The sequence below is a fragment of the Tepidimonas aquatica genome (genome assembly GCF_007556585.1).
Lineage (GTDB): Bacteria > Pseudomonadota > Gammaproteobacteria > Burkholderiales > Burkholderiaceae_C > Tepidimonas > Tepidimonas aquatica.
Window position 1 is genome coordinate 1 of the sequence record NZ_VJNA01000018.1, and the last position, 26,141, is coordinate 26,141.

The 26,141-nt window shown below is 69.1% G+C and carries 24 protein-coding genes and 2 pseudogenes; 3 read left to right on the top strand and 23 right to left on the bottom strand.

Annotated elements, in window-relative coordinates:
• From Taqua_RS08025 to Taqua_RS08045, 5 genes are all read right to left on the bottom strand, one after another.
• Nucleotides 1-300 (bottom strand): type I restriction-modification system subunit M N-terminal domain-containing protein (locus Taqua_RS08025; protein WP_144326185.1); only part of this gene is annotated, 300 nt, incomplete at its 3' end.
• 95 nt (nt 301-395) lie between these two features.
• On the bottom strand, nt 396-1,304 hold the full coding sequence (locus Taqua_RS08030) for a hydroxymethylglutaryl-CoA lyase (protein WP_144326186.1): 909 nt from the start codon (nt 1,302-1,304) through the stop codon (nt 396-398).
• Nucleotides 1,305-1,330: 26 nt separating this feature from the next.
• Nucleotides 1,331-3,364, bottom strand: a complete 2,034-nt coding sequence (locus Taqua_RS08035; protein ID WP_144326187.1) for an acetyl/propionyl/methylcrotonyl-CoA carboxylase subunit alpha — start codon at nt 3,362-3,364, stop codon at nt 1,331-1,333.
• Between the two features lie 25 nt (nt 3,365-3,389).
• The gene (locus Taqua_RS08040; protein WP_144326188.1) at nt 3,390-4,211 is read right to left on the bottom strand and encodes an enoyl-CoA hydratase/isomerase family protein; all 822 of its coding nucleotides are present in this window, start codon (nt 4,209-4,211) and stop codon (nt 3,390-3,392) included.
• Between the two features lie 41 nt (nt 4,212-4,252).
• On the bottom strand, nt 4,253-5,860 hold the full coding sequence (locus Taqua_RS08045; protein WP_144326189.1) for a carboxyl transferase domain-containing protein: 1,608 nt from the start codon (nt 5,858-5,860) through the stop codon (nt 4,253-4,255).
• A 78-nt stretch (nt 5,861-5,938) separates the two neighbouring features.
• Between Taqua_RS08045 and Taqua_RS08050 the strand changes: the two genes are divergently transcribed.
• Nucleotides 5,939-7,057 (top strand): AraC family transcriptional regulator, encoded by a 1,119-nt coding sequence (locus Taqua_RS08050; RefSeq protein WP_144326190.1) that lies wholly within the window; start codon nt 5,939-5,941, stop codon nt 7,055-7,057.
• Nucleotides 7,058-7,101: 44 nt separating this feature from the next.
• Here the strand turns inward: Taqua_RS08050 and Taqua_RS08055 are convergent, their stop codons facing one another.
• Nucleotides 7,102-7,281, bottom strand: a complete 180-nt coding sequence (locus tag Taqua_RS08055; RefSeq protein ID WP_144326191.1) for a hypothetical protein — start codon at nt 7,279-7,281, stop codon at nt 7,102-7,104.
• A 337-nt stretch (nt 7,282-7,618) separates the two neighbouring features.
• Nucleotides 7,619-7,729, bottom strand: a pseudogene (locus Taqua_RS13785) (IS481 family transposase); the annotation flags it as partial.
• Nucleotides 7,730-7,872: 143 nt separating this feature from the next.
• On the opposite strand from Taqua_RS13785, the gene Taqua_RS08065 reads away from it, so the two are divergent.
• Nucleotides 7,873-8,247, top strand: coding sequence for a carboxymuconolactone decarboxylase family protein (locus Taqua_RS08065; RefSeq protein WP_144326192.1), 375 nt, complete (start codon nt 7,873-7,875; stop codon nt 8,245-8,247).
• Nucleotides 8,248-8,313: 66 nt separating this feature from the next.
• Here the strand turns inward: Taqua_RS08065 and Taqua_RS08070 are convergent, their stop codons facing one another.
• From Taqua_RS08070 to Taqua_RS08115, 10 genes and pseudogenes are all read right to left on the bottom strand, one after another.
• The gene (locus tag Taqua_RS08070; protein ID WP_144326193.1) at nt 8,314-9,765 is read right to left on the bottom strand and encodes a TrkH family potassium uptake protein; all 1,452 of its coding nucleotides are present in this window, start codon (nt 9,763-9,765) and stop codon (nt 8,314-8,316) included.
• Nucleotides 9,766-9,776: 11 nt separating this feature from the next.
• Nucleotides 9,777-11,248 (bottom strand): annotated as a pseudogene (locus tag Taqua_RS08075) (TrkH family potassium uptake protein).
• Between the two features lie 15 nt (nt 11,249-11,263).
• Entirely contained in the window at nt 11,264-12,655 is a 1,392-nt protein-coding gene (gene trkA, locus Taqua_RS08080) for a Trk system potassium transporter TrkA (RefSeq protein ID WP_144326194.1), read from the bottom strand.
• A 124-nt stretch (nt 12,656-12,779) separates the two neighbouring features.
• Nucleotides 12,780-13,907: an acyl-CoA dehydrogenase family protein gene (locus Taqua_RS08085; protein WP_144326195.1), complete on the bottom strand. Its 1,128-nt coding sequence runs from the start codon at nt 13,905-13,907 to the stop codon at nt 12,780-12,782.
• Between the two features lie 14 nt (nt 13,908-13,921).
• Nucleotides 13,922-15,112, bottom strand: coding sequence for an acetyl-CoA C-acyltransferase (locus tag Taqua_RS08090; protein ID WP_144326196.1), 1,191 nt, complete (start codon nt 15,110-15,112; stop codon nt 13,922-13,924).
• Nucleotides 15,109-17,043, bottom strand: a complete 1,935-nt coding sequence (gene aceK, locus Taqua_RS08095; protein WP_144326197.1) for a bifunctional isocitrate dehydrogenase kinase/phosphatase — start codon at nt 17,041-17,043, stop codon at nt 15,109-15,111. The genes Taqua_RS08090 and aceK overlap by 4 nt, the downstream gene beginning before the upstream one ends.
• Nucleotides 17,044-17,059: 16 nt before the next feature.
• Complete coding sequence (gene can, locus Taqua_RS08100; RefSeq protein ID WP_058616744.1) at nt 17,060-17,734, bottom strand: carbonate dehydratase; 675 nt, start codon at nt 17,732-17,734, stop codon at nt 17,060-17,062.
• Complete coding sequence (locus tag Taqua_RS08105) at nt 17,734-18,915, bottom strand: isovaleryl-CoA dehydrogenase (RefSeq protein ID WP_144326198.1); 1,182 nt, start codon at nt 18,913-18,915, stop codon at nt 17,734-17,736. The genes can and Taqua_RS08105 overlap by 1 nt, the downstream gene beginning before the upstream one ends.
• Nucleotides 18,916-18,953: 38 nt before the next feature.
• On the bottom strand, nt 18,954-19,328 hold the full coding sequence (locus Taqua_RS08110; protein ID WP_144326228.1) for a PaaI family thioesterase: 375 nt from the start codon (nt 19,326-19,328) through the stop codon (nt 18,954-18,956).
• A gap of 131 nt (nt 19,329-19,459) precedes the next feature.
• A complete protein-coding gene (locus tag Taqua_RS08115) occupies nt 19,460-19,882 on the bottom strand; it encodes a MerR family transcriptional regulator (protein WP_144326199.1) in 423 nt (140 codons plus the stop codon).
• A gap of 100 nt (nt 19,883-19,982) precedes the next feature.
• Between Taqua_RS08115 and Taqua_RS08120 the strand changes: the two genes are divergently transcribed.
• Nucleotides 19,983-20,930 carry a prenyltransferase gene (locus Taqua_RS08120; protein WP_144326200.1) on the top strand — a complete coding sequence of 316 codons (948 nt, stop codon included), beginning with the start codon at nt 19,983-19,985 and terminating at the stop codon, nt 20,928-20,930.
• Nucleotides 20,931-20,936: 6 nt separating this feature from the next.
• Here Taqua_RS08120 and Taqua_RS08125 read toward each other — a convergent pair whose 3' ends face one another.
• Genes Taqua_RS08125 through gmhB form a run of 6 tightly spaced genes read right to left on the bottom strand, consistent with a single transcriptional unit; the run spans nt 20,937 to nt 26,140 of the window.
• Complete coding sequence (locus Taqua_RS08125; protein WP_144326201.1) at nt 20,937-21,680, bottom strand: ABC transporter ATP-binding protein; 744 nt, start codon at nt 21,678-21,680, stop codon at nt 20,937-20,939.
• Nucleotides 21,677-22,975, bottom strand: a complete 1,299-nt coding sequence (locus tag Taqua_RS08130) for an ABC transporter permease (RefSeq protein ID WP_246094662.1) — start codon at nt 22,973-22,975, stop codon at nt 21,677-21,679. The genes Taqua_RS08125 and Taqua_RS08130 overlap by 4 nt, the downstream gene beginning before the upstream one ends.
• Nucleotides 22,959-24,209, bottom strand: coding sequence for an efflux RND transporter periplasmic adaptor subunit (locus tag Taqua_RS08135; RefSeq protein ID WP_144326202.1), 1,251 nt, complete (start codon nt 24,207-24,209; stop codon nt 22,959-22,961). Before Taqua_RS08135 ends, Taqua_RS08130 begins: the two co-directional genes overlap by 17 nt.
• Before the next feature lie 5 nt (nt 24,210-24,214).
• Nucleotides 24,215-24,829: a M48 family metallopeptidase gene (locus Taqua_RS08140; protein WP_144326203.1), complete on the bottom strand. Its 615-nt coding sequence runs from the start codon at nt 24,827-24,829 to the stop codon at nt 24,215-24,217.
• Entirely contained in the window at nt 24,795-25,559 is a 765-nt protein-coding gene (locus tag Taqua_RS08145; RefSeq protein WP_144326204.1) for a lysophospholipid acyltransferase family protein, read from the bottom strand. Before Taqua_RS08145 ends, Taqua_RS08140 begins: the two co-directional genes overlap by 35 nt.
• Complete coding sequence (gene gmhB, locus Taqua_RS08150) at nt 25,556-26,140, bottom strand: D-glycero-beta-D-manno-heptose 1,7-bisphosphate 7-phosphatase (protein ID WP_144326205.1); 585 nt, start codon at nt 26,138-26,140, stop codon at nt 25,556-25,558. Before gmhB ends, Taqua_RS08145 begins: the two co-directional genes overlap by 4 nt.
• Nucleotide 26,141: the final 1 nt, after the last annotated feature.

Consider the following 26,141-nt stretch of genomic DNA (forward strand, 5'->3'; position numbering starts at 1 on the left):
AGGGTGCTTGGCGTTGGCGCGCAGGTAGGACCAACGTGCTTCCTTTGGTACCCAAAAAATGTTGTCGGCAAGGTATTCGTCGTGGTCTTCGGCGGCGGCCGGGTCTTCGGCCAGCAGGGCCTGGTGCCTGGCCTCGAAGGCGTCGGAGATGTATTTCAGGAAGATCAGGCCCAGCACGACGTGCTTGTAGTCGCTGGGCTCCATGTTGCCGCGCAGCTTGTCGGCGGCTTTGAACAGTTGCGCTTCGAAGCCGAGGTCGGCCCCCGCGGCCGCCGGGGCGGGTGACGGACGTTTGGGCATCGGTGCAGCTCCCTTCGGGATGGACTGGACGGACAAGCCGACATGCTAGCGCACCCCAGCCGCACCGCCGCAGTGCAAGCAGCCCTCTCTCACGCTCAACCACGACGCGCCAGCAGCGCCCGGGCGGCGCGCGATGCGGTCGCGCGCCCAAGCTGCGCGCTGATCCAAGCCCCCGTGTCGACCAGGGCATCGAGGTCAATGCCGGTGTCGATGCCCATGCCGTGCAGCATGTAGACCACATCTTCGGTGGCCACGTTGCCGGTGGCGCCCTTGGCGTAAGGGCAGCCCCCCAGCCCCGCCACCGAGGCTTGCACGTTCCACACCCCCAGTTGCAGCGCCGCCAGCGTGTTGGCCAGCGCCTGGCCGTAGGTGTCGTGAAAGTGCGCGCTGATGTGGTCGAGGTCGTAGTGGCGCGCGGCGGCCTCGATGGCGCGCTGCACCTTCAGCGGCGTGCCCACGCCGATGGTGTCGGCCACGTCCACCCGCTGCACGCCGATGGACTTCATCAGCCCGGCCAGCATCGCCACCCGCTCGGGCGGCACGTCGCCTTCGTAGGGGCAACCGACGGTGCAGCTCATGGCCCCGCGCACGGCGATGCCGGCCTGCAACGCGGCCTCAACCACCGGCGCAAAGCGCTCGATGCTCTGCGCGATGCTGCAGTTGATGTTGCGCTGGCTGAAAGCTTCGCTGGCCGCGCCAAAGACGACGATTTCGTCGGGCCGGTCGGCCAGCGCGGCCTCGAAGCCTTTGAGGTTGGGGGTCAGCACCGCGTAGCGCACACCGGGGCGGCGCTGCAAGCCGGCCATCACCTCGTGGTTGTCGGCCATTTGGGGCACCCACTTGGGGCTGACGTAGCTGGTGACCTCGATTTCGCGCAGGCCAGCGGCTTGCAGGCGGTGCACCAGTTCGATCTTGACCGCCGCGGGCACGGGCTGCTTTTCGTTTTGCAGCCCGTCGCGCGGGCTGACGTCAAGGATGCGTACACGTTCGGGGTAGGTCGGCATGGCGTTGTCCGGTGCAGATGGCAGGCTCAGGCGCTGGCGCTGCGCAGGCGCAGCAGTTCGGCGCCCTCGGTCACCTGGTCGCCGGGGGCGTACAGCAGCTCCTCGACCACGCCGTCGGCGGGGGCGGCGATGGTGTGCTCCATTTTCATCGCTTCCAGCACGGCCAGTGGCTGGCCGACCTTGACCGCATCGCCGGCCTGCACGAGGAACGCGACCACCTTGCCCGGCATTGGGGCGGTCAGACGGCCGCCCTCGGTGGCGGTGTCGCCAGCGTGCGCCAGGGGATCTTGCGCCAGCAGCACGTGCTCACCCTGCGGGGTGAAAATGTGCAGCCGCTCGCCCCATGCGTGCACGGTGGCGCGGGTTTGCAGCCCGGCGTACGCCACCGCCAACGCCCAACCACCGCCGGGGTCGGTGTGCCAGCACAGCTCAGCGTCGGTAGCCCCGTCCCCTTGCGCCACCTGCAGCCACACCGTGCCCCTTCGGCGCCAGGTCACGCGCGCGGACACGGCCTGCTCGCCAACCAAGAAGTCCAGTCGCCGACTGCGCTGACCGTGGCTGGCGTAACCATCGCCAGCGCTCCAGGGGTCGGCGTCGGTACGCTGCCGCCACCCTTGCAACGTGTGCGCCACCGCCACGGCCACCGCCGCGGGCGTGGGCAGCGCGGCCTGCCCAAACAACCGATCCGCCTCGCGCTCGATCAGCGCGGTATCCAGCCGCGCCTGGGCAAACGATGGGCTTTGCACCACGCGCCGCAAAAACGCCACGTTGTTGGCTACGCCCACGATGTGCAACCGCGCCAGCGCCTGGTCCAGCCGCGCCAGCGCCTGCGCGCGCGACTCGCCCCGCACGATCAGCTTGGCGATCGTCGAATCGTAGTGCGGGCTGATGGTGTCGCCTTCGGCCACGCCGGCGTCCAGCCGCACGTCGCCCACCTCGAACGCGCGGTGGGGCGGGGTGCGCAGCACGTGCAGCGTGCCGGTGGCAGGCAAAAAGCCGCGCTCGGGGTCTTCGGCGCAGATGCGCGCTTCGATCGCGTGGCCGTGCAGCGCGAGTTCGTGTTGCTGCAACGGCAGTGGCTCGCCGGCGGCCACGCGCAACTGCCACTCGACCAGGTCCAGGCCGGTGATGGCTTCGGTCACCGGGTGCTCGACCTGCAGCCGCGTGTTCATCTCCATGAAATAAAAGCGCATCGCCTCCGGGTGGTCGTAGCCCAGCGGCTGCTCGACGATGAACTCCACCGTGCCGGCGCCCACGTAACCCACCGCACGCGCGGCAGCCACCGCCGCCAGGCCCATTTGCTGGCGCTGCTCGGGCGTCAGGCCGGGCGCGGGGGCTTCCTCCAGCACCTTTTGGTGACGGCGCTGCACCGAGCAGTCGCGCTCGAACAGGTACACGGCGTGGCCGTGGGTGTCGGCAAAGATTTGGATTTCGATGTGGCGCGGGCGCTGCACGTACTTTTCGATCAGCACCGCTGCGTCGCCAAAGCTGTTGAGCGCCTCGCGCTGGCAGGCGGCCAAGGCTTCGTCGAACGCCTCGGGCGCGTCGACCCGCCGCATGCCCTTGCCGCCGCCGCCGGCGCTGGCCTTGATCAGCACGGGGTAGCCGATGCGCTCGGCCTCGGCCCGCAGCAGCCGGGGATCTTGGTCGACGCCATGGTAGCCCGGCACCAGCGGCACGCCCGCGGCCTCCATCAGCCGTTTGGATTCGGCCTTGAGGCCCATCGCCGCAATCGCCGACGGCGGCGGACCGATGAACACCAGGCCAGCGTCGGCGCAAGCTTGGGCAAAGGCTTCGTTTTCACTCAAAAACCCATAGCCGGGGTGGATCGCCTGCGCGCCGGTGGCGCGCGCGGCGTCGATGATGCGCTCCCAACGCAGGTAGCTGTCCTTCGGGGCGGCGCCACCGATGGCCACGGCTTCGTCGCACGCGGCCACGTGGCGCGCGTGCGCGTCGGCGTCGGAGTACACCGCCACCGTGCGAATGCCCAGGCGGCGCGCGGTGGCCGCCACGCGGCAGGCGATCTCCCCGCGGTTGGCGATCAAAATCTTGTCGAACATGGTGCGTGGTCCTCGGCGCTGGGGGTCAGCCTTGGGTGGGTGCGGTGGGTGGCACAGCCTCGGCCTGCGGCAGCCAGCCGGGCTTGCGTTTGTGCAAAAAGGCCTGCACGCCCTCGCGCCCTTCGGCGCTGGCGCGCACGTCGGCGATCATGCGCACCGTGCGCTCGATCAGCGCGTCGTCCAGCGGCGCCGTGCTGACGTCGCGCAACAACCGCTTGCAGGTTGCCAGCGCCTGTGGGCCGTTGGCCGCCAGCGTCTGCGCGATGGCCTCGACGCGCTCGTCCAGCCGCGCGGCGTCCACCACCTCGTGCACCAGCCCCAAGCGCAGCGCCTCGGCGGCGTCGAAGCGCTCGGCGGTCAGCATGTAGCGCTGCGCCGCGCGCAGCCCCATCGCACGCACGACGTAAGGGCCGATGGTGGCTGGCACCAGGCCCAGTTTGACTTCGCTCAGGCAAAAGCCCGCGCCCTGCACCGCCACGGCGATGTCACAGCACGCCACCAACCCCATGCCGCCGGCGTACACATCGCCCTGCACGCGTGCCACCGTGGGCTTGGGGCACTGCGCCACCGTGCGCAGCATGCGCGCCAGCGCCCCGGCGTCGGCCAGGTTGTCGGCGTGGCTGTAGTCGGCCATGCGGCGCATCCAGTTCAGGTCCGCCCCGGCGCAAAACGCCGGGCCCTCGGCCGCCAGCACGATCACGCGCACCGCGTCGTCGGCGCCCAGGGCCTCGAACGCCTGCGTCAGCCGCGCGATCACCTCGTCGTTGAAGGCGTTGCGCAGCGCGGGGCGGTTCAGCGTCACGCGCGCCACCGGGCCGCGCCCGTCCACCAGCACCGTATCGTCCATCGTCAGGCTCCCTTGTGGGTTGAACGTCGTGCGCCGCCGCCTCACATGCGGAACACGCCGAAGCGCGTGTCGGGGATCGGCGCGTTGAGCGCCGCGCTAAGCCCCAGCGCCAACACGCGGCGCGTGTCGATGGGGTCGATGACGCCGTCGTCCCACAGCCGTGCGGTGGCGTAGTACGGGTGCCCTTGGCGCTCGTACTGGGCACGGATGGGGGCCTTGAAGGCTTCTTCTTCTGCGGCGCTCCAGGTGCCGCCCTTGGCCTCGATGCCGTCGCGCTTGACGGTGGCCAGCACGCTGGCGGCCTGCTCGCCCCCCATCACGCTGATGCGCGCGTTGGGCCACATCCACAGCAAGCGCGGCGAGTACGCCCGGCCGCACATGCCGTAGTTGCCCGCGCCGAACGAGCCCCCGATGATGACGGTGAACTTGGGCACTTGGGCGCAGGCCACGGCCGTCACCATCTTGGCGCCGGCGCGCGCAATGCCAGCGTTTTCGTACTTGCGCCCGACCATGAAGCCGGTGATGTTTTGCAAAAACACCAGCGGCACCTTGCGCTGGCAGCACAGCTCGATGAAGTGGGCACCCTTGTCGGCGCTTTCGGCAAACAAAATGCCGTTGTTGGCCACGATGCCCACCGGCATGCCTTCGATGTGGGCAAAGCCGCACACCAGCGTCGTGCCGTAGCGGGCTTTGAATTCGTGCAGCTCTGACCCATCGACGATGCGGGCAATGACCTCGCGCACGTCAAACGGCTTGCGCGTGTCGGTGGGGATGATGCCGTACAGCTCCTCGGCCGGGTACAGCGGCGCGCGCGGCTCACGGCGCTGCACGGGCCACTCCTTGCCGCGGTTGAGGCGCGCCACCGCCTCGCGCGCCAGGGCCAGCGCGTGCAGGTCGTTTTCGGCCAGGTGGTCGGCCACGCCCGACAGGCGCGTGTGCACATCGCCGCCGCCCAGGTCCTCGGCGCTGACCACTTCGCCGGTGGCCGCCTTGACCAGCGGCGGTCCACCCAAAAAAATCGTGCCCTGGTTTTTGACGATGATGGTTTCGTCGCTCATCGCCGGCACATAGGCGCCGCCCGCCGTGCACGAGCCCATGACGACCGCGATCTGCGCGATGCCCTGCGCGCTCATGTTGGCCTGGTTGTAAAAAATGCGGCCGAAGTGGTCACGATCGGGGAACACCTCGTCCTGGTTGGGCAGGTTGGCGCCCCCCGAGTCCACCAGGTACACACAGGGCAAGCGGTTTTGCTGCGCGATTTCCTGCGCACGCAGGTGTTTTTTCACGGTCATCGGGTAGTAGGTGCCGCCCTTGACCGTCGCGTCGTTGCACACGATGACGCACTCCACCCCGGCGATGCGCCCGATGCCCGCGATCAGCCCGGCGCACGGCGCCTCGTTGTCGTACATGTCCAGCGCCGCCAGCGGCGCGATCTCCAGAAACGGCGAGCCCGGATCGAGCAGCATTTCGACCCGCTCGCGCGGCAGCAGCTTGCCGCGCGCAGTGTGCTTGGCGCGCGCAGCGGGGCCGCCGCCCTGCGCCACCTGGGCGATGCGGGCGTGCAGATCATCAACCAACGCACGCATGGCGGCGGCGTTGGCAGCAAAGTCGGCACTGCGGGGGTTGATGCGGGTGGGCAGCGTGCTCATGGTGGGCCACATTGTGGGCGCACGCGCCCGCTGCGCCAATCCCACCCACCGGCGCTTGGGTTGCATAATGCGCCAACCATGTCGCCCACCCTGCCGCCCACCCAGCGCCGCCCGGTGGCCGCCACCCCGGTCGCGTTCGTGCGCGCCATCGCGCTGGCCTACGCGCGCCGCGGACTGGACCCACAACCGGCGCTGCTGGATGCCGGCATCGACCCGGCGCTGCTGACCACGCCGCACGCACGCGTCACCAGCCTACCGTTCGAGCGGCTGGCCGCACGCGCCATGCGTGAGCTCGACGACGAGGCGCTGGGCTGGTTCAGCCGCCGGCTGCCGTGGGGCAGCTACGGCATGCTGGCGCGCGCCTCGCTGACCGCCCCGGACCTGGGGCTGGCGCTGCGGCGCTGGTGCCGCCACCACGCGCTGCTGACGGACGATGTGCTGCTGCAGTGGCGCGAACAGGAACAGCACGCCGAGCTGACACTGATCGAACAGCGCGCGCCGGGCGCGAACCTGCCCGACGTTGCCCAACGCGCCACGATGCGGGAGTTTGCGCACGTTTCGTTGCTGCGCAACGTGCTGGGGTTGGCCGCGTGGTTGATCGACGCGCGCATCGTGCCACAGCAGGTGCGGCTGGCCATGGCCGCGCCGGCGCACGCCGACGTCTATCCGCTGCTGTTTGGCGGCGCCCCGTTGCTGTGGGACGCCGACGCCACCGCGCTGCGCCTGAGCCGCGCGTACCTGCGCGAGCCGCTGCGGCGCGACGACGCCGCCCTGCGCGCCATGCTGCCCCACGCAGTGCGCTTGATGGTGCGCCCCTACCACCACGACCGCCTGCTGACCGAGCGCGCGCGCGCGTGGCTGCGCGCCCACCCCCATGCCGACACCGCGCAACTGGCGCAGGCGCTGCATGTCTCGGCACGCACCTTGCAGCGCCAGCTGCAGACTTGCGGTACCAGCGTGCAAGCGCTGCGCGACCAGGTGCGCCAAGAACTGGCCACCACCTACCTGCTGCGCACCCGCTGGCCGATCAAGCGCATCGCCGCCGCGGTGGGGTTTGACAACGACAAAAGCTTCATGCGCGCCTTTCGCGGCTGGACCGGCACCAGCCCGGCGGCGTGGCGCGAGCGCACGGTCCGGACCGTTGGCACAGATGCAGCGGTCAAGGCCGAGAGCAACGTTTCGTCCCAGGACGGGTGAAACCCCGGAGGCGAACCATGTTCGCCAACCCAACGGTGCGGTGCTCACGACTTGGCCGACAACACCTTGGCAAGAATGCCGACCTGCTTGGCGAGGCGCTCACCGACCACTTCATCACCACCAGCGAGCGCACGCCCACTGGGCAGCATGCCTTCGCCGCTGTGCGCGGCCCCGGCCCCCGAGCACCGACCCACCCCGCCCAGGAGGCCAAAGATCAATGGCATGGTAGAGTGCTTTACGGCTGCATCGACCGACAAGAATCCCATGGCCCCGACAGTTGTCCGTGAAGGTCCTTACCGGCTCTTCTTCTTTTCCCGTGAAGAGCCGAGAATGCATGTCCATGTCGCTCACCCTAACAGGCCGTTGAAAAACTGCTGCGGTAGGCCATCTGCGGCGTTGCGCGGTGCTCGCTCCCTCGCCTATCTGTTTGATAGGTGTCATGTCCCGGATGATTATGGGGTCGCTTTTGGAACAACTCCGACCTTCGCCGGTGCCCGTCCTTCATGGCCTGCAGCGGTGTTTGCATCTTTGAGAGCGCCCTGAGTCAGACAGCGCCTCCCCGATGCGGCCGTTGAAGCGCTTGTCCATGCCATTGGTCTGCGGCATCAGGGGTGCCGTCAACCGGAGCTCGATACCAAGTACTGTACTCAGCGCATCGAAGGCGTGCTGCCCTGGCGGGAGTGTGTTAACTGTCACACCCGCCAACCAACCAAGCCCAGCGTAGCAGCAGCGTGGTCGCAGGTTGACGTGCGTCAACCCCTACGCCAAATACCCATGGCAGTATGCACCCGTTGCCATGCACGGAGTCCAATGCCATGCCGATCGTCGACCACAACGACCTCATCTGTGATATCAGTGCGCAACTGGCCAACCTGCGCAAAGCCCAGCCCGACGCCATGCGCGGTTTTTCGCAGTTGGCGCAGGCCTCGATGGCCGAGGGCGCCATCAGCGCCAAGCACAAGGAGCTGATCGCGCTGGCCATTGGCATCACGCAGCGTTGCTCGGCCTGCATCGGCTACCACGTGCGCGCGCTCATCAAGCTGGGCGGCACGCGCCAGGAGCTGGAAGAGTTGCTGACGATTTGCACCTACATGGGGGGCGGGCCGGCGCTGATGTACGCTGCCGAAGCGCTGAAATGCTGGGACGCGATGAGCGCCGAGCAGGTGTGCGCCACCGCCAGCGCGGCCTAAACACCGCGACCTCGCCCCTGCGCGGTGGGGCAGCGGCAGCGGTCACCACCGCGTGGGCCGCCGCGTTCAACGGCGCCAAAACGCCCGCGTGAACAGCACCAGCACGCTCAGCAGCTCCAGGCGGCCCAGCAACATGGCGGCGCTGAGCACCCACAGCTGAAACGGCGTCAACCCGCCGTAGTTGCCGGCTGGCCCCACCTCCCCCAGGCCGGGGCCGATGTTGTTGACCGTGGCCACCACAGCCGAAAACGCCGTCACCACGTCCATGCCCGACAGCAGCAGCAAAAACGCCAGCCCCACGGTGGCCGCGCCGTAGATCAGCATAAAGCCCAGCACGCCGTTCATCACCACCGGCGGCACCGTCTGCCCGCCCAGCGTGACCGGGTTGACCACGCGCGGGTGCAGGATACGCACCAGCTCGCGCCGCGCCTGTTTGATCAGCAGCACCATGCGCACCATCTTGATGCCGCCACCGGTGGAGCCCGCGCACGACACGAACGTGCCCAAAAACAGCAGCAGCACCGGGATGAACGGCGGCCACAGCAGGTAGTCGGTGGTGGCATAGCCGGTGGTGGTGGCCAGCGACAGCACGTGAAACGCCGCCACGCGCAGCGCGGTGGGCACGTCGTCCACCACCCGCTCCACCGCCAGCATGCCCGCCACCCACACGGTGGCGGCCAGCACCACCACCACGTAGGTACGAATTTCGCGGTCAGCCCACAGTGGCCGCAGCGTCAGGCTGCGCACGACCATGAAGTAGCGCAAAAAGCTGATGCCCGCCAGACCCATGAACACGGTGGCCACCCACTCCACCGCCGGCGACTGGAAGTAGCCCAGGCTGGCGTCGTGCGACGAAAACCCCGCCAGCCCCATCGTCGTGCACATGTGCATGAAGGCGTCGGCCCAGGTCATGCCGGCCCAGCGGTACGCCAGCAAGCACGCCACCGAAAAGGCAAAGTACACCCCCCACAGGCCGCGCGCCGTCTCCGCGATGCGGGGCGTGAGTTTTTGGTCTTTCATCGGCCCCGGCGTTTCGGCCTTGTACAGCTGCATGCCACCCAGCCCCAGCATCGGCAGTACCGCCACCACCAGCAGCATCACCCCCAGGCCACCCACGTACTGCAAAAAGCAGCGCCAGACATTGATCGACACCGGCAGCGCATCCAGCCTCGCCAGCGCGGTGGCGCCGGTGGCGGTCAGCGCGCTCATGGCCTCGAAGTACGCGTGGTGCCAGGTGATGCCCGGCACCATCCACCACAGCGGCAGCGCCGCGTACGCGGGCAGCACCGCCCACACCAGGTTGACCAGCACGAAGCCGTCGCGCGTGCCCAGCTCGCGCTTGTGCCGCCGCGTCGCCAACCACAGCGCCAAACCACTGGCCAGCGTCAAGCCGGCGGCTTGCGCCCACTGCACCTCGTGGGTCACGTCGTCGTGAACCCAGGCCCAGCCCATCGGCACCACGAACACCAGGGCAAACGCCATCAACACGTGCGCAAAAACATGCAGCGTCGCCCCCATGTGCCCTTCCTCTACTTGCGCCAATACCCGGGGGTGAACAGCACCAGCAGCGCCAACATCTCCAGCCGCCCCATGATCATGGCCAGCGTGCACAACCACAACTGCAGCGCCGACAGCCCGGCGTAGTTGCCCGCCGGCCCCACCTCACCCAGGCCCGGCCCCAGGTTGTTGACGCTGGCCACGATGGCCGACAGCGCCGTGTCAAAGGGCATATCGGTCAGCAGCAACGCCATCGTCAGCACCGCGATCGTGCCCCCGTAGACCAGCATGAACGCCAGCACCGCGTACACCACCTGCGCGTCAACCGGCCGGCCACCCAGCGTCACCGGGTTGACGATGCGCGGGTGGATGATGCGCGCCAGCTCGCGCCGCACCAGCTTCAGCAGGATCAGCAGCCGCACCATCTTGATGCCAGCCCCCGTCGAGCCGGCACTGGTGGCCACGCCCGACAGCAGCAGCATCCAGATCGGGGCAAACACCGGCCACTGCAGGTAGTCGGTGGTGGCGTAGCCGGTGGTGGAAGCGGCTGACACCACGTTGAACGCCGCCAGCCGCAGCGCCTCGGACCACTGCGGCACAATGCCGCGTTGCACCAGCAACCAGGCGATCAACAGCACCGAGCCCAGCATCAGCAGCCAGGTGCCGCGCCACTCGGCATCGCGCCAGATGCGCGCGGGGCTGCGCTTGACCAGCGCGGCGAAGTACAGCGCAAAGCTGCCGCTGGCCACCAGCATGAACACGGTGGCGATCCACTCCAGCCGCGGTGACTCGAAGTACGCAAAGCTGGCGTCGTGCGACGACATCCCCCCCAGGCTCATCGTCGTGAACATATGGATCCACGCATCCAGCCACGACATGCCCCCCAGCGGTAGGCCAGCACGCACGCCAGCGAAATGCCAGCGTAGACGCTCCACAGCCCTTTGGCGGTTTCTTCGATGCGCGGCGTCAGGCGGGTGTCCTTCATCGGCCCGGTGGATTCGGCACGCAGCAGTTGCCCGCCCGCCCCCAGCATCGGCAAAATGGCCACCGCCAGCACCAAGATGCCCATGCCGCCTAACCATTGCAGCAAGCCGCGCCACAGGTTGATGGACGGCGGCAGCGCGTCCAGCCCCACCAGCACGGTGGCGCCGGTGGTGGTCATCGCCGACACCGTCTCGAAGTACGCCTGGGTGAAAGTCAGGCTGCCGCCGTGGCGGTGGTAAAACAGCAGCAACGGCACGGTGGCAATGGCCGGCAGCACCGTCCAGGCCAGTGTCACCAGCAGCATACCGTCGCGCGGCTGCAGGTCAGGCTCGCGCCCCACCATGCGCTGGCCGGCCCACCACAACACACCACCGGCCGCAAAGGCGGCCAGCAACGGCCCCCCCCACAGCTCGGCGGTGCCGTCGTTCATGCTCAGCGCCACGGCCAGGGGCACCAACATGGTCAGCGCAAAGACCATGACGACGACGCCAAAAATGGGCGCGATACGGACAAACGGCATGGTCTGCAACGCCGGTCAGCCAAAAAACGTGGCGCCGACCTGGAACAGCTTTTCCACTTCGCGCACGAGGCGCTTGTTGGGGATGAAGATGATGATGTGGTCGTCGGCCTGGATCAGCGTGTCGTGGTGCGGCATCAGCACCTCGGCGTCACGACCCTCGCCGCGCACGATGGCGCCGATGCGCGCCCCCGGGGGCAACTTGACCTCCTCGACCCGCCGCCCGACCAGGCGGGAGCTCTTGACATCGCCGCGCGCCACGCCTTCCAGCGCCTCGGCGGCACCGCGGCGCAGGCTGTGCACCGCCACCACGTCGCCGCGGCGCACGTGCGCCAGCACCTCGCCGATCACCGTCTGCGCCGGCGACACCGCAATGTCGATCGTGCTGCCCTGCATCATCTCGGCGTAGGCGCGGCGGTTGATGAGCGCCAGCACGCGCCGCGCGCCCAGCCGCTTGGCCAGCATCGCCGCCATGATGTTGTCCTCGTCGTCACTGGTCAGCGACAGGAACAGATCCATCTCGGCGACGTTTTCTTCTTCCAGCAGCGCCTCGTCGGTGCAGTCGCCGTGCAGCACCAGCGTGCTGGAGGGTAACTGGCTGGCCAAATACTCGCAGCGTTTGGCGCTGGCTTCGACGATTTTGACCTGGCACTGGCCGATCAGCGAGCGCGCCAGCCGCAACCCCACCTTGCCGCCTCCGGCGATCATGACGCGCTGCACCGGCTTGTCGCGCGCGTGCAGCGCCGCCAGCACCGAACGGATTTGGTCGTTGGCCGCGAGGATGAACACCTCGTCGCCGGGCAGGATGCGGGTGCTGGCGCTGGGCGTCATCTCGGCGTCCAGCCGGTACAGCGCCACCACGCGCATGTCCACCTGCGGCACAAGCTGGCGGAACTCCCCGATCGTGTGCCCCACCAGCGCGCTGCCGGCGGTGGCCCGCACCGCAATGAGGCACACGCGCCTCTGGGCGAACTCCAGCACCTGCAGCGCCTCGGGGTAGTCGATGAGTTGGTGGATGTAGCGCATCACCGACTCTTCCGGGCAGATGACGTGGTCCACCGCAAAGCCCGACTTGCCCAGCAGGTCGCTGCCCTCCTCGAACTCGGGCGAGCGCAGCCGCGCGATCGTCGTGGGCACGTGGAACACGTCGTGCGCCACCTTGCACACGACCAGGTTGGACTCATCCAGCGCCGCGCAGGCGATCAACATGTCGGCGTCTTTGGCGCCCGCCTCGGCCAGCACCGAGGGTTGGATGCCGTTGCCGACCATGCCGCGCAGGTCGAGCCGCTCCTCCAGCGCCCGCACACGCTCCGGGTCCTGGTCGATGACGGTGATGTCGTTTTGCTCAGAAACCAGGCTCTCGGCGACGCTTTCGCCCACGCGCCCGGCGCCGAAGATGATGATATTCATGGCGTGTGTATCTTACGCCACGAACCCCGCGGGTCCCACCCGCCGCCGTGCCGGCGGCGCAACCCCGAACGACACGCACCGGCGAGGCAGCGCCCGCCGCCCGGGTCGCGGCGGTTGACCGCCGCTACAACCCCCGCTGGATCAAAATCTTCTGCACGTCGCTGGTGCCTTCGTAGATCTGGCACACGCGCACGTCGCGCCAGATGCGCTCGACCGGGAAGTCGCGCACGTAGCCGTAGCCGCCCAGCGTCTGGATCGCCACCGAGCAGACCCACTCCGCCGTTTCGCTGGCAATCAGCTTGGCCATCGCGGCCTCTTTCAGGCACGGCTGCCCCGCGTCGCGCAGCGTCGCCGCGTGCCAGGTGAGCTGGCGTGCGGCCTCCAGCTTGGCCGCCGCCTCCGCCAGGCGAAAACCCACCGCCTGGTGCTCGAAGATCGGCTTGCCGAAGCTTTCGCGCTGCTTGGCGTAGTCGATGGCCACCTCCAGCGCGCTGCGCGCCATGCCGATGCTCTGCGCGGCGATCCCGATGCGGCCGCCCTCCAGCGCCGACAGCGCGATCTTGTAGCCTTCGCCCTCGGCGCCGATGCGGTGGTCGAGCGGGATGCGGCAGCCCTCCAGCCGGATCTGCGCGGTATCGCTGGAGTGCTGGCCACACTTGTCTTCCAGACGCTCGACGATGTAGCCCGGCGTGTCGGTGGGCACGATGAAAGCGCTCATGCCGCGCTTGCCCGCCGTCTTGTCGGTCACGGCGATCACGATGGCCACCTGGCCGTTTTTTCCGCTGGTGATGAACTGCTTGACGCCGTCAAGCACGTAGCCGTCGCCGTCGCGCCGGGCGGTGGTGCGCAGCCCGGCGGCGTCGGAGCCGACGTGCGGCTCGGTCAGGCAAAACGCGCCCAGCAGCTCGCCGCGCGCCAGCGGCGTGAGCCAGCGCTGCTTTTGCGCCTCGGTGCCGTAGCGCAGCAAGATGGCGCACACCGGACAGTTGTTGACGCTGATGGCGGTGCTGGTGCCGCCATCACCCGCGGCGATTTCTTCCAGCACCAACGCCAGGCTCAAGTAGTCCAAGCCTACCCCGCCGTACTCGGGCGGCACGCACACCCCGTAGCAGCCCAGTTCGGCCAGGCCGCGGTGCGCCTCGCGCGGGAAGGTGTGGTCGCGGTCCCACTGCGCCGCGTGGGGCCACAGCCGCTCGCGCGCAAACGCGCGCACGGCGTCGCGGATCATCTGCTGTTCGTCGGTCAGGATCATGGACGCCCCGGGTCTCAGAGCAGCTCCAGCGCCACGGCGGTGCCTTCGCCGCCGCCGATGCACAGGGTGGCCACACCACGCTTGAGGCCGCGCGCCTGCAGGGCGTGGATCAGCGTGACCATGATGCGCGCGCCGCTGGCGCCGATCGGGTGCCCCAGCGCGCAGGCGCCGCCGTTGACGTTGACGATGTCGTGGCCGATGCCCAGCTCGGTCATCAGCGCCATCGGCACGACGGCAAAAGCCTCGTTGACCTCCCACAGTTGCACGTCGGCCACCTGCCAGCCGACCTGCGCCAGCAGCTTGCGCGTGGCGCCCACCGGCGCGGTGGTGAACCAGTTGGGCTCCTGCGCGTGCGTGGCATGGCCGACGATGCGCGCCAGCGGCCGGCAGCCCAGCTTGGCGGCGGTGGAGGCGCGCATCAGCACCAGCGCCGCGGCGCCGTCGTTGATCGAGGAGCTGGACGCTGCGGTGATGGTGCCGTCCTTTTTGAACGCGGGCTTGAGCTGCGGGATCTTGTCCAGTTTGATTTTGCCGGGACCCTCGTCGGTGGCCACGACGCGCTCGCCGCTGCGGTCTTTGACGGTGACCGGTGTGATTTCGGTGGCGAAGCTGCCGTCGGCCACGGCACGCTGGGCGCGCTTGACGCTCTCAGTGGCAAAAGCGTCCTGCTGCTCACGGGTGAACTGGTACTTGGCGGCGCAGTCCTCGCCAAAGGTGCCCATGCTGCGACCGGGTTCGTAGGCGTCTTCCAGGCCGTCGAGCATCATGTGGTCGAAGACGCGGTCATGCCCCATGCGGTAACCACCGCGGCCCTTGAGCAGCAGGTACGGCGCGTTGGTCATGCTCTCCATGCCACCCGCCACCATGACCCGGGCGCTGCCAGCGACCAGCATGTCGTGCGCCAGCATCGCAGCCTTCATGCCCGAGCCGCACATCTTGGACAGTGTGACCGCACCGGCGCTCTTGGGCAGCCCGGCCTTGAGCGCCGCCTGGCGTGCCGGAGCCTGGCCCTGGCCGGCCATCAGGCAGTTGCCCATCAGGACTTCGTCGACCTGCTCCGGTGCCAGGCCGGCGCGCTCGACGGCGGCCCGGATCGCCGCGGCGCCGAGGTCGTGCGCGGCCAGGGCCGCAAAGTCGCCTTGAAAGCTGCCCATGGGGGTGCGGGCGGCTCCAACGATGACGATGGGATCGGTGGTGGTGCTCATGCGGTCACTCCTTCAGCGGATGAAAAGGTGGACGAAGCCGCCACCAGCGCCGCGCCATCCAGCGGCGGCGGCTCTGGCGCGGCAGCGCGGGCGGCCGATTCGGCGGTGGGGCTCAACGCCACCGCCCGGCGGGTGGAAAAGCGGCGCGACTGCTCGTAGGGGAAGATGTCGTGCACGTGCCCCGCGCGCAGGCGCTGCTGGTGCGCCAGCCAGAATTCGACGTCGAGCAAGTCGGCGTGGTGGCGCATAAAAATCTCGCGCACCAGCGGGTTGGAGAGCAAAAACGGCCCGAACGTCTCCGGAAACACATCGTGCGGGCCAACGCTGTACCACACCTCGCCGCTGAGCTCATCGTCCTCGTTGCGCGGTGGCGGCACGCGCCGAAAATTGCAGTCGGTGATGTATTCGATTTCGTCGTAGTCGTAAAACACCACCTTGCCGTGGCGCGTGATGCCAAAGTTCTTCCACAGCATGTCGCCCGGGAAGATGTTGGCCGCCACCAGATCCTTGATGGCGTTGCCGTATTCGATGACGGCGTGCTCGAGCTGCTGGCGCGCGCGCTGGTCGTCGGGGTTGGCCTGCAGCGCGTCGAAGCACTCTTGCAGGTAGATGTTGAGCGGGATCATGCGCCGCTCGATGTAGACGTGCTTGAGCACCACTTCGACGTTGCCGTCGCCGTTGCGGTCACCGATTTCGATTTGGCTTGGGGCCTCGCGCAGGATTTCTTCGATCAGCTCGTCGGTGAAGCGCGCGCGCGGAAACCCCACCTCCGAAAACTCCAGCGTATCGGCCATGCGGCCGGCACGGTCGTGCTGTTTGACGAGCTGGTATTTGGCGCGCACCTGCTCGGGCGTGATGTCCTTTTGCGGCGGGAAGCGGTCCTTGATGACCTTGAACACGAACGGAAAGCTCGGCAAGTCGAACACCAGCATCACCATGCCCTTGATGCCGGGGGCGATGCGAAATTTATCCGTGCTGTGCCGCATGTGGTAGAGAAAGTCGCGGTAAAAGAGCGTCTTGCCCTGCTTGGCCAAGCCCAGCGCGTTGTAAAACTCGGCGCGCGGCTTGCGCGGCATCATGCTGCGCAAAAACTGCACGTAGGCGCTGGGCACCTCCATGTCGACCATGAAGTACGCGCGCGCAAAGCTGAACAGCATCAGCAGGTCGTCTTCGCCGTGCAGCAACGCATCGATGACCAGCTGGCCGTGCGCGTTGTGCAGGATGGGCAGCGCGAACGGCACTTCCTGAAACCCGTTGATCAGCTTGCCCACCGCGTACGCGCCTTTGTTGCGGTAAAAGAGGCTGTCGAGCACCTGGATTTGGAAGTTGGGGCGCAGCCGGCTGTGGTCGAACAGCGGCAGCAGCGCGTCGTGCACGTCGGCCACGTCGCGCGCCAAATCCTCAAACGGCACGCGCAGACCAAAGTCCTGCACCATGCGCTGCAGCGTCGGCTGCAGCTCCTCCAGCGTTTGCGGGTAGTAGCAACGGTAGGTGGTGTGGCTGCTCGGGTCTTCGGGTTCGATGTACTCCGTGCTGATCGCGGGGCGCACGAAGATGAAGTCGTTTTGGAAGTAGCTGCGGTGCAGGATTTTGGTCGTGACCGAGTTGAAAAACGTCTCGGCCAGTTCGGGCTGGCGGTGGTCCACCAGCATGCCGATGTACAGCAGCTTGGCCTGTTGCCACACCTCCATCGGCTGCTGCGAAGCCTGGAACTCGCGCTCCAGCCGCGTCACACACTCCTTGACGCGCAGGTCGTAAAACTCGATGCGCTCGCGCTGCGCCCGTTGCTGCCCGGCCCAATCGGCGGTTTCGAAGCGGTGCTTGGCGCGCGCCGACTCGGCCCGAAACAGGCGGTAGTGGCGGTTGAAGCCGTCGATCATCGCGCGGGCGATGCCCCAGGCGACGTTGGAGTCGATGCGTTGCAGCAGCATGGTGCAGACCTTTGCTTCAGGCGGCGGGGCGGTCGTGCGCCCCCTGGTGCCGTTGCCGCACCGCCGCACAGGCCGCAGCATAACCCGCCTCGATGTCGCCGCCCAACCCGATCGACACCCCCAGGTCCTGCAGCAAACCGTCGCGCAAACCGTACACCCAGCCATGCACGGTGACCGCCTGCCCGCGCGCCCAGGCGTCTTGCAGCACCGTCGATTGCGCCACGTGACGCACCTGCTCGATGACGTTGAGCTCGCACAGGGCGTCCAGGCGCGCGTCGTGCGCCAGCGCCTGCAGCGTGGCGGCATGGTGCTCGGCGACGTCACGCACGTGGCGCAGCCAGTTGTCGGCCAGCCCCACCCGCTGGCCCAGCAGCGCCGCTTGCACACCGCCGCAGCCGTAATGCCCCACGACCATCACGTGCTCAACCCGCAACACGTCGACCGCGTACTGCACGGCCGACAGGCAATTGAGGTCGGTGGGCACCACGACGTTGGCCACGTTGCGGTGCACGAACACCTCGCCCGGCTCCAGGCCGGTGATCTGGTTGGCCGGCACACGGCTGTCGGAGCAGCCGATCCACATGTAGCGCGGCGACTGCTGCCGCGCCAGCTCGGCAAAAAAGCCGGGGCGCTCGGCCTGGATGCGCTCGGCCCAGGCGCGGTTGCGCTGCAGCAGCACGCGCCACGGCATCAGGCGGTCTCCGCAAACAGCTCGCGGCCAATCAGCATGCGGCGGATTTCGCTGGTGCCGGCACCGATTTCGTACAACTTGGCGTCGCGCCACAGGCGCCCCAGCGGGTAGTCGTTGATGTAGCCATTGCCGCCGAAGATCTGGATGCCGTCGCCGGCCATTTTGGTAGCCTGCTCGGCACACCACAGGATGACGCTGGCGCAGTCCTTGCGCACCTGGCGCACATGCGCCGCCCCCAGGCGATCGAGGTTTTTGCCGACCGTGTACAGGAACGAGCGCGCCGCCTGCAGCGTGGTGTACATGTCGGCCACCTTGCCTTGGATCAGCTGGAACTCGCCGATGCTCTGGCCGAACTGCTTGCGCTCGTGGATGTAGGGGACGACGTTGTCCATCACCGCCTGCATGATGCCGACGGGGCCGGCAGCGAGCACGGCGCGTTCATAGTCCAGTCCGCTCATCAACACCTTGACGCCGTTGTTGAGGCCACCCAGGATGTTGTCGGCCGGCACTTCGACGTTGTGGAACACCAGCTCGCCCGTGTGGCTGCCGCGCATGCCCAGTTTGTCGAGCTTTTGCGCCACCGAAAAGCCCTTCATGCCCTTTTCGATGATGAAGGCGGTGATGCCGCGCGCACCCAGTTCCGGCTCGGTCTTGGCGTAGACCACCAGCGTGTCGGCATCCGGCCCGTTGGTGATCCACATCTTGCTGCCGTTGAGCAGGTAGTAGCCGCCCTTGTCCTCGGCGCGCAGCTTCATGCTGACGACGTCGGAGCCGGCGCCCGGCTCGCTCATGGCCAGCGCGCCGACGTGCTCGCCGCTGATCAGCTTGGGCAGGTACTTGCGTTTTTGCGCCTCGGTCCCGTTGCGGCGGATCTGGTTGACGCACAGGTTGGAGTGCGCGCCGTACGACAGCCCCACCGAGGCGCTGGCGCGGCTGATTTCCTCCATCGCGATCATGTGCGCCAGGTAGCCCATGGCCGCGCCGCCGTACTCCTCCTCGACGGTGATGCCGAGCACGCCCAGCTCGCCCATCTTGCGCCACAGGTCCATCGGGAACTGGTCGGTGCGGTCGATCTCCGCGGCCCGCGGGGCGATTTCGGCCTGGGCAAAGGCGCGCACCGCGTCGCGCAGCGCATCGATGTCGTCACCAAGCTGAAAGTCAAGGCCGGGCAAATGGGTCATGGGTCGTCTCCTGGAGTGGGATCGGGGTGGAATGGCGGTCAATAGGTCTTGGGCACCGGCACCAGCGTCTGCTGCATGACCGCGCAGGGGCTGCGCGTGCCGTCGGGGGCCACATGCACCAGCTCCGCCGTGGTGACGATGATGCGCCGGCCGGCGCGCACGACGCGACCGAGGGCCAGCAACTCGCCGTCCTGAAAGGCGGCCAGGAAATTGATCTTGTATTCGACGGTGGTGACTTCCATGCCGTCCGGGGCCACGGTCAGGCCGGCGTAGCCGCCCGCGATGTCGGCCAGCGCCCCCATCGCGCCGCCGTGGAAGCCGTTCTGCTGCTGCGTCACCTTGTCCGAATAGGGCAGCGCCAGCGTCACGGTGCCCGGGCCCACCTCGACCAGCCGCACGCCCAAGTGGCGCATCATGCCCTGGCGGGCCAGGCTGGCGGCAACACGCTCGCGCAGCGCGGTCAGATCGGGGGTGGTGGCGGTCACGGGCGAGGTCTCCGGCGCGGGGCGGCGAGCGCTTTGATTGACGTTTACGTAAACGTCAATTATGCCGCTTTTTCCGGCGGACTCGCCCCGTCGCCCAGCTTGGCCAGCAGCGCACGCGCTTCTTTTTCGTGAGCTTTGATTTCGTCCAGCGTGGCTTGCAGGTCGGCCATCTGGTCTTCGATCTGGCGCCGGTGCACCGCCAGCACCTGCAAAAATTTGCGCAACTGCGGCCCAGTGTCGCGCGGGCTGTCGTACATGTCGATCAGCTCCTTGGCTTCAGACAGGCTCAGACCCAACCGCTTGGCGCGCAGCACCAGCTTGAGGCGTGTGCGATCCCGCGCCGAGTACACGCGGCTGCGCCCACCCGGCCCCGCACGGCGGGGCTGCAGCAGGCCCATGTCTTCGTAAAAACGGATGGCGCGGGTGGTGAGGTCGAATTCACGCGCCAGGTCACCGATGGTGTAGGTCGTGCTTTTGCTCATGGTGGACGACTGGGACTGCGCGGGGCACGGTTGACGTTGACGTCAACGTCAGATGCCACGCATGATACGCGCCAGCGCCGCTGCCGTATAGTGCATGGGCATGGACCCCACGCCCAGCACCGCCCCGCTGCAGCCCGCCGTCGCATGGCGGTTGGCGCGGCCTGGTTTTTTGTGGGTGACGCTGGCCGGTGTGCTGCTGGGCCTGGCCAGTGCGGCCGCGTGCGGATGCGGCTTTGACGTGGGGCGCGCGGCGCTGACGCTGCTGCTGGCGCTGCTGGCGCATGCCGCGGCCAACGCATGGAACGACCACCACGACGCGCTCAACGGCGCCGACGCCGCCAACCCGGCGCCGCTGTCGCCGTTCACCGGTGGGTCACGCGTGATCCAACAGGGCCTGGCCAGCGCCGACGACGCGCGGCGCTTGGCGCTGGCGCTGGCGGCGCTGGTGGTGCTGGGCGGACTGTGGCTGGCGCTGCACGCGGGCGGCGGCTTGGTGCTGATCGGGCTGGCCGGGTTGACGCTGGGGTGGGCGTACTCGGCGCCGCCGCTGCGGCTGATGGCACGCGGGCTGGGGGAGCTGACGGTCGCGCTGGCGTGGTGGCTGATCGTCGTGGGGGCGGACTACGCCGAGCGTGGCCAGTGGAGTTGGGTGCCCGCGGCCAGCGCCGTGCCGTTTGCGTTGCTGGTGGTCAACATCCTGCTGATCAACGGCGTGCCCGATGCCCCCTACGACGCGCGGGTGGCCAAGCGCACGCTGGCGGTGCGGTTGGGGCCGCTGGGGGTGGCGGCGCTGTACACGGTGCTGGCGCTGCTGGCGCACGGCATCTTGCTGGTGCTGTGGCTGGCACAAGTGCCGCCGAGCACCGCGTGGTGGGGCCTGGCCTCGGGGCCGCTGGCGCTGGCCGCGGCGTGGCTGTTGTGGCGCCATGTGGCGCTGGGGCGGGCGGTGACGGCGCTGCGGCCGGCGATCGGGCTCACCATCGGGGCGACGCTCGTGCATGCGCTGGCGCTGGCCGCGGCGTTCGCGGCGGTGGCGCTGCAGCGCTGACGGGGTCTACGCAGCCCGGCGCGGCGTGTCGGCCACCAACCGGCCATCGACCAGTTCCAGCACCCGGTCGCACCGGGCCGCCAGGCGGGGGTCGTGCGTGACGATCAGGCAGGCGCTGCCGTGCTCGCGGTTGAAGTCGCGCAGCAGCGCAAACACGGCGTCGGCGCTGGCGGTGTCGAGGTTGCCGGTGGGTTCGTCGGCCAGGATCAAGCGCGGCTGCAACACCAGCGCGCGTGCGATGGCCACGCGCTGCTGCATACCGCCGGAGAGCTCGCCGGGCCGCTTGCCCATGGCCTGCGCCAGCCCCACGCGCTGCAACAGCGCGCGGGCGCGCGCTTCGGCCTGCGGGGTGGCCACGCCGTGCGCGATGATCGACGGCAGCAGCACGTTTTCCAGTGCGGTGAAGGCCGGCAGCAGGTGGTGGTACTGGAACACAAAGCCGATCGTGCGGCCGCGCAAGCCGGTCAGCGCCGCCTCGTCCAGCGCTGCGGTGTCGTGGCCGTCGATGACCAGCCGGCCCGCGCTGGGCCGCTCCAGCAGCCCGATGACGTTGAGCAGCGTGCTTTTGCCCGACCCCGACGGGCCGGTGAGCGCGACGAACTCGTGCGCCCCCAGCCGCAGGTCGATGCCGTGCAGGACTTCGTTTTCGACCGGGGTGCCGACGTTGTAGCTTTTGCGAATGCCGTGCAGCACCAGCACGTCGCCCTGCTCGGGCGACCGCGCGGGAGGTGGAGCCAGGGGGTCGCTCATGATCGGATCGCTTGCACAGGGTCCATGCGCGCCGCGCGCCGTGCCGGGATCAGCGCCGCCAACAGGCCCACGGCACAGGCCACCAGCGCCGCCAACAGCACCAACCGCGGGTCGAGCTCGGCGTTGAACAGCGGCCCGCCGCCGCCGGGGTTTTTGAACACGTGCGAAAACACCACCAACAGCGCGTAGGCCAATGCAGCCCCCAGGGTGGAGCCGACCAGCCCCACGATGCCGCCCTGCAGCAAAAACACCGCCATGATCTGCCGCCGTCCGGCCCCCATGGCGCGCAGGATGCCGATCTCGCGCTGCTTTTGCACGACGCTGACCACCAGCACGCTGGAGATGCCCAGCGCGACGATGATGACGACAAAACTGCGGATCAGGTTGTTGGACACCGTCTGGTTGGACAGCGCGGTCAGCAGGCTGGCGTTGGTCTGCATCCAACTTTCCACCGTCAAGCCGGTGGCGGCGCGCAGCTCGGCCGCCACGGCGTCAGCCCCGAACAGGTCGTTGACGGTCAGGTCCAGGTTGGTGACGCCGCCCGGCACGTCCAGCAGGGTTTGTGCCAGCTTCAGCGGTACAAACACCCAGCGCCGGTTGAGGTCGCGGTTGCCGATGTCGAACAGGCCCGTGACGGTGACCACCTCGCCCCGTCCGTTGGCCGCTTGCAAACGAAGCTTGTCGCCCACGCTCACGCCGAGGTCGGCGGCCAGCTCGGTGCCGATGATGGCTTCGCTGCCGCTGACCTGAAAGCGCCCGCGCACCATCTTGTCGTCGATGCGCACGACGCGGCTGTAGGCATCGGGCACCATGCCGATCAGCGCCACGCTTTTGTTGCCGGCGCCGCGCACCGCAAACGCCGGCCCGCTGGCCACCGGCGACACCGCCAGCACCTCCGGGGTGGCGGCGGCCAGTTGGGCCACGCGCTCCCACTGGTCGACCGAGCGCAGGCGCTGCTCGCGCGGCTGCACGCGCGCCGCCACGGCGGCGTCGGTGACGACGGGACGGTTGACCTCCTCGGGCGGACGGATGACGACGTGCGCCTGGGAGCCCAGCACGCGGTCGATGATCGAGTCCTGCAATTGGTTGATCAGCTGGGTCAGAAAGACGATCACCGCCACGCCACCGGTCACGCCAGCCAGGATCAGCGCGCTTTGCATGCGCCCTTCGCGCAAAAAACGCAGCGCCACCAGCAGCTCGAACGGCAGGCGGCGCGCCCACGGGCTCAGCGCTGCGCGTGCCCGCCGCATCCGCCAGCGCGCCCCCATCGCCCCCACCTCAGCGCCCCAACGCACCGGCGGGCACCTCCAGCCCACGGCGGACGGCGGCGTCAGGCAGTACGCGCACGCGCTCGCCTTCGGCGGCCTTTTCGGTCTGAGGAATGACGCGCTCGCCTTCGCGCAGCGGCCCGTCGGCGACTTCGACCACGCCCACACCACGCAGCCCCAGCGTCACCGGCACGCGCACCGCGCGTCCCTCACGCACCGCCAACACCCAGGGTGCGTCGCGGTCGGCGTCGCGCACGGCGGTGGCCGGCAACAGCAACGCATCCTCGCGCCGGCCGCCCAGCAGCTCCACCGACACCGTCATGTCCGGCCGCACAAAGGCCGGCGGCTGCGGCACTCGCAGCCGCACCGCCACCGTGCCGCGCTGCGCGTCCACCGCCGGCCCCACCCAATCCAGCACGGCGTCGAACGGCTGGTCGGGGTAGGCATCCGTCGCTGCACGGGCCGCCATGCCGGGGCTGAGCAGCCGCAGGTTTTTTTCGTCGATGGCCGCTTCGATGCGCGGCGGCCCGTCGGCCGCCAAGGTCAGCAGCACGCGCCCCGGCTGGGCCAACGCGCCCGGTTCGACCGTGCGGGTCAGCACGACCGCGTCCATCGGGGCGCGCAGCGTCAGGCGCTCAAGCCGCGCTTGCGCCAACGCCACGGCCGCGTGCGCCTGCTCGACGCGGGTGCGAACCAGCGCCGGCCCCACAGCGCCGGCACGGTTGGCTTCGGCCTGCACCTGCGCCGCCGTCCATGCGCTGTGCGCGTTGGCCAGCACGCGCTCGGCTTCGTCGAGCCGCTGCGGGGGATAAAAGCCCTGCGCCACCAGGGCCCGCACCCGCTCGGCCTCGCGCTCGGCGTTGCGCAGGTTGGCGCGCGCCTGCTCCAGCGCCTGGTCGCTCACCGGGGTGGTGACGCTGGCCTGCTCGCGCTGACGCTGCAGGGCCTCAGCCAGCTGCGCGCGCGCCTGCGCCAACGCCGCGCGCGCCTCGTCGTCGACCAGCTCGACCAGGGGCTGGCCGGCACGCACGCGGTCGCCCTCGCGCACGCGCACCGTGCGCACGGTGCCAGTGGCTTCGGCGGCGATGTCGATGCGCGCCGGCGCTTCGATGCGCCCGGTGGCGACGACCGACTGGGTGATGGCGCCGCGCGTCACCGCCACAGCGCGCACCGCGGTGCCCCGCGCGCCCAGCGCGGCCGCCAGCGCCAGCGCGACCACCGCCGCCCCCACCCCCAGCACCCACTTGGTTTGCGTGTTCATGGAGGCTAGCCTACCACCAAGCGGTGACGCCGCAGGGCGGCGCGGCGCTCGGCGTGGTCGGGCAGCACCGACGCCACCCAGGCCCAAAACGCTGGGCCATGGTTCATCTCGTGCAGGTGGGCCAGCTCGTGCACGACGACGTAGTCGCGCAGCGGCTCCGGCAGGCACACCAGACGCCAGTTGAGGCTAATGGTGCCGCGGCTGCTGGCGCTGCCCCAGCGCGTACGCGCGTTGGACAGGCGCACGCGCCGCGGCTGCACCCCCAACCGCGGCGCCCAGTGCGAAACACGCGCCTGCAGGTCGCGCCACGCCTGCTGCAACAGGGCTTCGGTGGGTTCGGGCCAGACGCTGGCCGGCACGCTGGCCTGCCGCTGCAGGTGGTGCAACACCCAGCGTGCCTTGCGCTGCACAAAGGCCTCGACCAGCGGCCACGGGGCTTGGCGCGGCGCCCGCACGCTCAGGCCCTGCGGGCCAATCTGCAGGCCGATCGTGCGCCGTGCGCTGCGCTCGAAGCGGCAGTCGATGCGCTGGCCCTGCAACCACACGGTGGCGTTGGCCGCCGGGTGGCGCCACGGCGCCGCCCCCTCAGGCAACGAGGCGCTCGGGTGACGCGGGTTCACGGTAGGCCTCCGGGTCCAGGCGGCGCATTTCGGCCTCGATCCAGTCGCGCACCTCGCGCATCAGGTCGTGGGGGTCGCGGCCCACGCTGGGGATCGGCTTACCAATCGAAAACACCACCGTGCCCGGGCGTTTGACGATGGCGCGCCGCGGCCAGCAACGCCCGGACGTGATGGCGATCGGGATCACCGGCACGCCGGTGGCCACCGCCAGCCGCGCACCACCCGTTTTGTACTGCCCCACCGCGCCACGCGGCACGCGCGTGCCCTCCGGGAACATGATGACCCACACCCCGCGCTGCAGCAGCGCACGGCCTTGCTCGACGACTTTTTGGAACGCCTGCGCGCGCTTGGCGCGGTCGATGTGGATCATGTCCAACCGACCCAGCGCCCAGCCAAAAAACGGGATATACAGCAACTCGCGCTTGAACACAAAGGCCAGCGGGTGCGGCATCATGGCCGGCAGCGCGAACGTCTCCCACGTCGACTGGTGCTTGGCGAGCAAAATGGCCGGCGCACGCGCGTCGGTCGGCAGGTTGTCCCAGCCGATCACCTCGTTGCGGATGCCCAGCAGCCAGCGTGCCGCCCAGATTTGCAGGCGCACCCAGACGATGCAAAACCAGTACAGCCGCGTCGAGGGCAGCACCGGCGACAGCAGCACGGCCGCCGTGGCCCACGGCACCACCGTCACGGCCATGAACAGCAGGTGCAGCCAGGAGCGCACGACGTTCATGGGCGCACCCCCTCGGGTTCGTCGCGGGACAGCAAGGCGTCGGCCAGCGCCGCCAGGTCGTCGTGCACGGCTACGGACGGCGGCAGCTCCGGGGGGCGTGGCGCACCCCGCCAGTGCACGCTCTGCCCAGTGAGCACCAGGTGGGTCTCGCACCCGGCGGCAAGCCCGGCCTGCACGTCGCGCAGCGAGTCGCCCACCATCACCAGTTGCGTCGGCGCCAGCCCCCGGCGGCGCGCGATGTCGCGCAGCATACCCGGCGCGGGTTTGCGGCAATCGCACTCCTCGTCGGGTGCGTGGGGGCAGAAAAACACCGCCTCGACGCGCGCACCGGCCTGCGCCAGCAGGCGGTGCATCTGCGCGTGCACGGCGTTGAGGGTGGCCAGGTCGAACACACCGCGGCCCAGGCCCGGCTGGTTGGTGGCCACGACGATGCGCCAACCCGCCTCGTTCAGGCGCGCCAACGCCTCGGGCGCGCCGGGCAGCGGCTGCCAGTCCTGCGGGTCACGCACAAAGTCCTCGGGGTCGCGGCTCAGGGTGCCGTCGCGGTCGATGACCAGCAGCCGGGCGTCGCGGGCAGGCATG